Genomic DNA, 8,442 nt, shown 5'->3' on the forward strand with positions numbered 1-8,442 from the left:
AGACCTGTCAGGTGAGAGGCCCCTGCCTCTCCCCTAATCCCAGTACTTATACTGGCCGGAAGACTAAAATTAGCCTTCCGGTACAAACGAATTACTCGTCTTCCAGTTCGATGTTGATACCCAGTGAACGGATTTCTTTCAACAATACGTTGAAGGATTCCGGCATACCAGGTTCCATCTGATGGCTGCCATCGACGATGTTTTTATACATCTTCGTACGGCCGTTAACGTCATCCGACTTAACAGTCAACATCTCTTGGAGTGTATAGGCTGCACCGTATGCTTCCAGTGCCCACACTTCCATCTCCCCGAAACGCTGACCACCGAACTGAGCTTTACCACCCAGCGGTTGCTGAGTAACCAAGCTGTAAGAACCAGTAGAACGGGCGTGCATTTTATCGTCAACCAAGTGGTTCAGTTTCAGCATGTACATGTAACCAACAGTTACTTGACGCTCAAACTTCTCACCAGTACGGCCGTCGAACAATGTAATCTGACCAGAAGTTGGCAGACCACCCAGTTTCAACAGTTCTTTAATTTCAATTTCTTTCGCACCATCAAACACTGGCGTTGCGATTGGCATACCTTTTTTCAGGTTCTCAGCCAGACGCAATACTTCTTCATCAGAGAAAGTATTCAGATCCACTTTTTGACGTGGGTCATCACCAAGGTCATAGGCTTTCTGGATAAACTCACGCAGTTTGGCAACTTCTTGCTGCTGTTTAAGCATAGCATTAATTTTGTCACCAATACCTTTCGCAGCCATACCCAAGTGGGTTTCCAGAATCTGACCGATGTTCATACGTGAAGGTACGCCCAGTGGGTTCAGAACGATGTCTACAGGGTTACCGTTTTCATCGTAAGGCATGTCTTCAACTGGGTTGATTTTTGAGATAACACCCTTGTTACCATGGCGACCCGCCATTTTATCACCCGGTTGGATCTGACGTTTAACAGCCAGATAAACCTTAACAATTTTCAGTACGCCTGGAGCCAGATCATCACCTTGGGTGATCTTACGACGCTTAGCATCGAGTTTTTTCTCAAACTCAGATTTCAGCTCATCGTACTGCTCAGCAAGTTGCTCTAACTGGTTCTGTTTCTCTTCATCAGCCAGAGACAGCTCTAACCAGCGATCGCGAGGCAGTTTGTCCAGTTTCTCTGCTTCAATTCCGCCACTGATCAATACAGAACGGATACGAGCAAATATACCGGCTTCGAAAATACGTAACTCTTCAGTTAAGTCTTTCTTAGCATCACGTAATTGTGTTTCTTCGATTTCCAGCGCACGCTTGTCTTTTTCTACGCCATCACGGGTAAATACTTGTACGTCAATAACCGTACCAGAAACACCGTTAGGAACGCGTAGAGAAGAGTCTTTAACGTCAGACGCTTTTTCACCAAAGATTGCACGTAGCAATTTCTCTTCTGGTGTCAGTTGGGTTTCGCCTTTCGGCGTCACTTTACCAACTAGGATATCGCCGCCTTTAACTTCAGCACCGATGTACACGATACCAGACTCATCGAGTTTAGAGAGTGCCGCTTCACCGACGTTAGGAATATCAGCAGTAATTTCTTCAGGCCCCAGTTTGGTGTCACGAGACACACAAGAGAGTTCCTGAATATGGATGGTTGTAAAACGGTCTTCTTGAACAACACGCTCAGAAACGAGGATGGAGTCCTCGAAGTTATAACCATTCCATGGCATGAATGCCACGCGCATGTTTTGGCCAAGTGCCAATTCACCTAGGTCAGTTGAAGGACCATCAGCTAACACGTCACCACGTTCAACTGGTTCACCTAAAGATACACAAGGCATCTGGTTAATACAGGTGTTCTGGTTAGAACGGGTATATTTGGTTAGGTTATAAATATCGATTCCAGCTTCACCCGGATACATCTCATCTTCATTAACTTTAATAACGATACGAGAAGCATCAACGTACTGAACTGTACCACCGCGTTTTGCAACTGCTGTTACACCGGAGTCAACAGCAACCGCACGTTCCATACCTGTACCCACTAATGGTTTATCAGCGCGTAAAGTTGGAACCGCTTGACGTTGCATGTTCGCACCCATCAATGCACGGTTAGCATCATCGTGTTCAAGGAATGGGATCAGTGACGCACCAACAGAAACAACCTGTTGCGTCGAAACGTCCATATATTCAACTTGATCGCGGCTGAACAAGCTTGATTCACCACGGTTACGACAAGTGATCAGTTCTTCAACGAAGCTACCATCTTCCGCCAATACGGTGTTTGCCTGAGCAATGATGAAGTTTCCTTCTTCAATTGCTGACAGATAGTGAATTTCGTCAGTAACGATACCATCGCGCACTAAACGGTAAGGTGTTTCTAGGAAACCATACTCGTTAGTCTGTGCATAAACAGACAATGAGTTAATCAGACCGATGTTCGGACCTTCAGGGGTTTCGATTGGACAAACACGACCGTAGTGAGTTGGGTGAACGTCACGTACTTCAAAGCCCGCACGCTCACGAGTCAGACCGCCTGGGCCTAACGCTGAGATACGACGTTTGTGTGTGATTTCTGACAGTGGGTTGTTTTGATCCATAAATTGAGACAATTGGCTGGAACCAAAGAACTCTTTCACTGCCGCAGAAATTGGCTTCGCGTTGATCATATCTTGTGGCATCAATGCATCGAGGTCGCCCAGAGAAAGACGCTCTTTCACTGCACGCTCAACACGGACCAGACCGACACGGAACTGGTTTTCTGCCATTTCACCAACAGAACGAATACGACGGTTACCTAAGTGGTCAATATCGTCGACTTCGCCTTTACCGTTACGGATATCGATGAGCTTACGCATAACATCAATGATGTCTTCTTCACTCAGGATACCAGAACCTTCGATTTCATCGCGGCCCAGTGAACGGTTGAACTTCATGCGACCTACCGCAGACAAGTCGTAACGATCTTCTGAGAAGAACAGGTTATCGAACAGGTTTTCAGCCGCTTCACGTGTTGGTGGCTCACCAGGGCGCATCATACGGTAGATTTCTACCAGCGCGCTCAGGCGGTCATTTGTTGGATCGACACGCAGGGTTTCAGAAATGTAAGCACCGTGGTCTAAGTCGTTGGTAAACAATGTTTCAATTGTTTTATGACCCGCTTGGCTCAGACGTGCCAACATATCTAATGAAAGTTCCATGTTAGCTGCACAAATCAGCTCGCCAGTACTTTCATCAATGTAATCTCTTGCGACTACTTTACCCGCGATATATTCAACAGGCACTTCAATGCTGTTGACTTCTTCTTTTTCTAGCAAGCGGATATGACGTGCAGTGATACGACGGCCTTTTTCAACATAGACTTTGCCGTTTGCTTCAATATCAAATGAAGCAGTTTCACCACGTAGACGCTCAGGAACCAGCGTCATCATCAGCTTGTTATCACGGATTTGGAATACAGTTTTGTCGAAGAACAAGTTCAGAATGTCTTCGGTGCTGTAATCCATTGCACGTAGAATAATGGTCGCAGGTAATTTACGGCGACGGTCGATACGTACAAACAGGTTATCTTTCGGATCGAATTCGAAATCAAGCCATGAACCGCGGTAAGGGATAATACGCGCGTTGTACAGGACTTTACCTGAGGAGTGTGTTTTACCTTTGTCGCTGTCGAAGAACACACCAGGGCTACGGTGTAACTGAGAAACGATAACACGCTCAGTACCGTTGATAACGAAGGTTCCGTTTTCGGTCATGAGTGGAATTTCACCCATGTAGACTTCTTGTTCTTTGATGTCTTTTACAGTGCCTTCTGGTGCTTCACGCTCATAAACAATGAGGCGCAGCTTAACACGCAGTGGTGCAGAGTATGTGACGCCACGGATTTGACATTCTTTAACATCAAAAACAGGCTCACCTAGACGATAGCTGACATATTGCAGTTCAGCATTACCGCTGTAGCTCTGAATAGGAAACACAGAACGGAAAGCTGCTTCCAGCCCGTTCTGACCATCAGGATCTTGCTCGATAAACTTCTGGAACGAGTCAAGTTGGATAGAAAGGAGATAAGGTACATCCAACACTTGTGGACGTTTACCAAAATCCTTACGAATACGTTTTTTCTCGGTATAGGAGTAAACCATAGGGTTCCTCAGCTCGCTGATCAGTGACCCACTCTGTCCGTCCATAAGGACAGCATCGATAACGCTATTTTTTGAAATGGAAAATGAACACTTTCCGTAATACTCATTGCTATTACTCTTAAATCATTTCATTGTGCCACTCTGACTACCGAGCTACCCGAGCGGGTCGTAGCTGAGAACACAGTATATTAAGTCGTCAATAGAAAGAAGTATTGGAGGGTTTGTTAACATCAAAATTGCGTGAAAAAGCTGTTAACACCCAATCACGCTTTACAGCGCAAAAAGGCTGGTGATTAAAAAATCACCAGCCATCAGCCTTTAAGTTAGGCTGCAAACTGAAGACTGAACTTATTTAAGCTCAACAGAAGCGCCTGCTTCTTCAAGAGATTTTTTCAGAGCTTCAGCTTCGTCTTTGCTAGCACCTTCTTTAATAGTTGCTGGCGCAGATTCTACCATATCTTTAGCTTCTTTCAGACCCAGACCGGTCGCACCGCGAACTGCTTTGATAACAGCAACTTTGTTACCGCCAACAGAAGCCAGAACAACGTCGAACTCAGTTTTTTCTTCAGCAGCTTCAGCAGCAGCACCTGGAGCAACAGCAACAGCTGCAGCAGCAGAAACGCCGAATTTTTCTTCCATCATAGTGATCAGTTCAACAACGTCCATTACAGACATTTCAGCAACTGCGTCAAGGATTTGGTCTTTAGTGATAGACATAACAAGTGTTCCTAAAATTCAGAAATAGTTTATACGTTAAAAAGCAACGAAGGAAAGGGCTTATGCAGCTTCTTTCTGATCGCGCAGAGCAGCCAGAGTGCGAACCAGTTTGCCTGCAGCGGCTTCTTTCATGGTTGCCATCAGGCGTGCGATTGCTTCTTCGTAAGTTGGGAGTGTTGCCAGACGATCGATATCTTTCGCTTGGATTAACTCACCTTCAAAGGCCGCAGCTTTAATCTCAAATGCTGGATTCGCTTTCGCGAACTCTTTGAACAGACGAGCAGCAGCGCCCGGGTGTTCGTTAGAGAAAGCAATCAAGGTTGGACCAACAAACGCGTCTTTCAGGACTTCGTAAGAAGTACCTTCAACAGCACGACGGATCAGCGTGTTACGAACAACACGGATGTAAACGCCAGCTTCGCGACCTGCTTTACGCAGTTCAGTCATTTTTGCTACAGTTACGCCGCGTGAATCAGCAACAACTGCAGAAAGCGCGCCTTTGGCTACTTCGCTGACTTCAGCAACAATCGCTTGTTTGTCTTGAAGATTTAGTGCCATTAGCTTCTTGCTCCTGGATTAACCGGGAAACCCCGGGGACTCACATCACCCAAACACGACATGTGTTGAGCGCTAAAACACGGTGAGCAGAAGCCAGAATAAAATTCTTGGTATCTCTGTCACCGTCTACGCAGGTAGATTAAGTATTGCTACACCTGCGGTCTTGGACGGGGTCTGGAAAGGCCAGACTCCATACCGAAATTCGCGGTTTACTAATACTAAAATAGTACTAGCAAACTCAAGGCGTCAGATTTTATACAAATCTGACGCAAAGGTAAAGTTTAATTACTAAAAGTATTAGTATTAAACTGCTGCTGACAGACCAGCTTGGTCGATAGCAACACCTGCACCCATCGTAGTAGACAGGCTAACTTTCTTGATGTACACGCCTTTAGCAGAAGCTGGTTTTGCTTTTTTCAGCGCAATCAGCAGTGCTTCTAGGTTTTCTTTCAGTTTGTCAGCATCAAAGTCAACTTTACCGATAGTGGTGTGAATGATACCGTTTTTGTCGTTACGGTAACGAACCTGACCTGCTTTAGCATTTTGAACTGCTTCAGCAACGTTAGGTGTTACAGTACCCACTTTCGGGTTTGGCATCAGACCACGTGGACCCAGGATTTGACCTAATTGGCCAACAACGCGCATTGCATCTGGAGAAGCAATAACAACGTCGAAATCCATCTCACCAGCTTTAATTTTATCAGCCAGATCGTCCATACCAACCAGCTCAGCACCAGCAGCTTTAGCTGCTTCAGCGTTTGCACCTTGAGTAAAGACTGCAACGCGAACTGAACGGCCAGTACCGTGTGGCAGTACAGTTGCACCACGTACGTTCTGATCAGATTTACGAGCGTCGATGCCGAGGTTAACAGCAACGTCAACGCTTTCTACGAATTTAGCAGTCGCTAATTCTTTCAGCAGAGCAACGGCTTCGTTGATGTCATACTGTTTAGTTGAATCAACTTTTTCACGGATATTGCGCATGCGCTTATTCAGTTTAGCCATTGATTAGTCCTCCACAACCAGGCCCATGGAACGAGCAGTACCTTCGATTGAACGCATCATAGCGTCAACATCAGCACCAGTCATGTCCGCAGCTTTAGTTTCAGCGATTTCGCGAATCTGAGCAGAGGTTACTTTACCAACTTTCTCTTTGTTCGGCTTACCAGAACCAGACTTAACGCCAGCCGCTTTTTTCAGCAGAATTGCAGCCGGTGGAGTTTTGGTAACGAAAGTGAAAGAACGGTCTGCGTAAACAGTGATAACAACAGGAATTGGCAAACCTTTTTCCAGGCTGTCTGTTTTTGCGTTAAACGCTTTACAGAATTCCATGATGTTCACACCTTGTTGACCCAGCGCTGGACCAACCGGTGGGCTTGGGTTAGCCATACCAGCCGCAACTTGCAGCTTAACGTAGGCTTGTACTTTCTTAGCCATGTATATTTCCTCTAGATGGGTGATAGCGCCTAATTTTAGGCTCCCCGTTAATTAACACGCCCCGCAATTTGTTAACCAAATAATGCAAAGCGTAAAAAACAAAAGGCGCGAAATTGTAGTCAAATTTCACACCTTTTGCAAGCCAGTTTTTGCCGTAAAAAGTTAGACTTTTTCGACTTGGCTGAAATCTAATTCGACAGGCGTTGCACGACCGAAAATAGAAACAGAGACCTTCAAGCGGCTCTTTTCATAGTCGATTTCTTCAACCACACCGTTAAAGTCAGCGAATGGACCTTCGCTAACACGCACCATTTCACCTGGCTCAAACAATGTCTTAGGACGTGGTTTGTCGCCAACTTGCTGTAGGCGATTCATAATCGCATCGACTTCTTTATCACTAATTGGTGCTGGACGATCCGACGTTCCACCGATGAAGCCCATCACACGCGGTACACTACGTACTAAGTGCCATGAATCATCATTCATAACCATTTGAACTAATACATAGCCTGGAAAAAACTTACGTTCGCTTTTGCGACGCTGACCACTACGGATCTCAACAACTTCTTCGGTTGGAACCATGACTTCGCCGAAAGAGTCTTCCATACCATGCAATTTGATATGTTCACGTAGTGATTGCGCTACACGGCCTTCAAAACCAGAGAAAGCCTGAATAACATACCAGCGCTTTTTAGGTGAATCTGACATTTAGAATAACCTCAGGCTTGTAATAATCGAAACTAAACGCACTAGGATACCATCTAATCCCCACAGTATTAATGACATAACAGCCGTTACTGCAGCAACAATCAAAGTCGTTTGTAATGCTTCTTGGCGAGTTGGCCAAATCACTTTTCGCATCTCAATGCGAGCTTCACGCGCAAACGATAGTGCTTGTTTCCCCTTTACGGTCCACAAAGCGACAGCACCTGCAATGGCGACAATAGCCACAACAGCAAAAGCACGCAGCGCGAGGTTATATTGACGGAAGTAATAGTTGCCAGCTATAGCAATCAGTAGTAGGACAGCTACCACCACCCACTTAAAGACGTCTACACTGCGTCCACTTCCTTGAGCTTCGCTATTCGCACTCATAATTCAACCTGTTACCATGAAGTATGTATAAAGCCTGTTAGCCTACAAAACGGTAAAGCAAACAGACCGAACCAATAGAATATGCCAACATATCCCTTATGTACCCGCCGAGCTTGCTAAGTCAAACAGGGAGTATCGTTGACAATACCTGCAAAAGTAAAAGTGTCGTCAGCGAGCAAAAAGACAATTGCGCCCTATCTACTTTCCGCAGGTCATTACTGGCATGCTCAGCAAATTTTTCGCCACGATATTATGAAAATGAATTTCTTAATGTGGCAGCGGTAAAATATACCATATCTTCTGAGCAAAACCTTAATAAATCTCATATAACTGCATAAAGCTGGTGATACAGCCGTTATTTCGTTGCATCAGAGCCTATCTCACCAATAATTAGAACAACTATTGATGAGATAGGTTCTTAATTTTACAACGCATATACTCACAATCCATCGGGTCATATAGTTAGTCTATATAACTCGAATAATTTTAAGTATAAAAAGGGCATCCTATAGATG

The 8,442-nt window shown here is 45.2% G+C and carries 8 protein-coding genes; 1 reads left to right on the top strand and 7 read right to left on the bottom strand.

What is annotated here, in order from left to right:
* Positions 1-91: 91 nt before the first annotated feature.
* The 7 genes from rpoB to secE all read right to left on the bottom strand — a co-directional run bounded on the left by rpoB (position 92) and on the right by secE (position 7,927).
* The gene (rpoB, locus tag PR675_RS18345) at positions 92-4,120 is read right to left on the bottom strand and encodes a DNA-directed RNA polymerase subunit beta (RefSeq protein ID WP_014656956.1); all 4,029 of its coding nucleotides are present in this window, start codon (positions 4,118-4,120) and stop codon (positions 92-94) included.
* 348 nt (positions 4,121-4,468) lie between these two features.
* Positions 4,469-4,837, bottom strand: coding sequence for a 50S ribosomal protein L7/L12 (gene rplL, locus PR675_RS18350; RefSeq protein WP_004924778.1), 369 nt, complete (start codon positions 4,835-4,837; stop codon positions 4,469-4,471).
* Between the two features lie 60 nt (positions 4,838-4,897).
* Positions 4,898-5,395, bottom strand: coding sequence for a 50S ribosomal protein L10 (gene rplJ / locus PR675_RS18355; protein ID WP_004924776.1), 498 nt, complete (start codon positions 5,393-5,395; stop codon positions 4,898-4,900).
* A 303-nt stretch (positions 5,396-5,698) separates the two neighbouring features.
* Entirely contained in the window at positions 5,699-6,400 is a 702-nt protein-coding gene (rplA, locus tag PR675_RS18360; RefSeq protein WP_004924773.1) for a 50S ribosomal protein L1, read from the bottom strand.
* 3 nt (positions 6,401-6,403) lie between these two features.
* The gene (gene rplK, locus PR675_RS18365; RefSeq protein ID WP_004924771.1) at positions 6,404-6,832 is read right to left on the bottom strand and encodes a 50S ribosomal protein L11; all 429 of its coding nucleotides are present in this window, start codon (positions 6,830-6,832) and stop codon (positions 6,404-6,406) included.
* Positions 6,833-6,994: 162 nt separating this feature from the next.
* Positions 6,995-7,540, bottom strand: coding sequence for a transcription termination/antitermination protein NusG (gene nusG, locus PR675_RS18370; RefSeq protein ID WP_004924769.1), 546 nt, complete (start codon positions 7,538-7,540; stop codon positions 6,995-6,997).
* Positions 7,541-7,927, bottom strand: a complete 387-nt coding sequence (gene secE, locus PR675_RS18375) for a preprotein translocase subunit SecE (protein WP_004924767.1) — start codon at positions 7,925-7,927, stop codon at positions 7,541-7,543.
* Between the two features lie 138 nt (positions 7,928-8,065).
* On the opposite strand from secE, the gene PR675_RS18380 reads away from it, so the two are divergent.
* Positions 8,066-8,212, top strand: coding sequence for a hypothetical protein (locus tag PR675_RS18380; protein ID WP_004924828.1), 147 nt, complete (start codon positions 8,066-8,068; stop codon positions 8,210-8,212).
* Positions 8,213-8,442: the final 230 nt, after the last annotated feature.

It is taken from the genome of Providencia sp. PROV261 (genome assembly GCF_028477945.1).
Taxonomy (GTDB): domain Bacteria; phylum Pseudomonadota; class Gammaproteobacteria; order Enterobacterales; family Enterobacteriaceae; genus Providencia; species Providencia stuartii.

Coding starts and splice junctions, on each gene's coding strand:
- rplL (WP_004924778.1), bottom strand. CDS start 4,837: ATGTCTATCACTAAAGACCAAATCCTTGACGCAGTTGCTGAAATGTCT.
- rplA (WP_004924773.1), bottom strand. CDS start 6,400: ATGGCTAAACTGAATAAGCGCATGCGCAATATCCGTGAAAAAGTTGAT.
- rplK (WP_004924771.1), bottom strand. CDS start 6,832: ATGGCTAAGAAAGTACAAGCCTACGTTAAGCTGCAAGTTGCGGCTGGT.
- rpoB (WP_014656956.1), bottom strand. CDS start 4,120: ATGGTTTACTCCTATACCGAGAAAAAACGTATTCGTAAGGATTTTGGT.
- nusG (WP_004924769.1), bottom strand. CDS start 7,540: ATGTCAGATTCACCTAAAAAGCGCTGGTATGTTATTCAGGCTTTCTCT.
- rplJ (WP_004924776.1), bottom strand. CDS start 5,395: ATGGCACTAAATCTTCAAGACAAACAAGCGATTGTTGCTGAAGTCAGC.
- secE (WP_004924767.1), bottom strand. CDS start 7,927: ATGAGTGCGAATAGCGAAGCTCAAGGAAGTGGACGCAGTGTAGACGTC.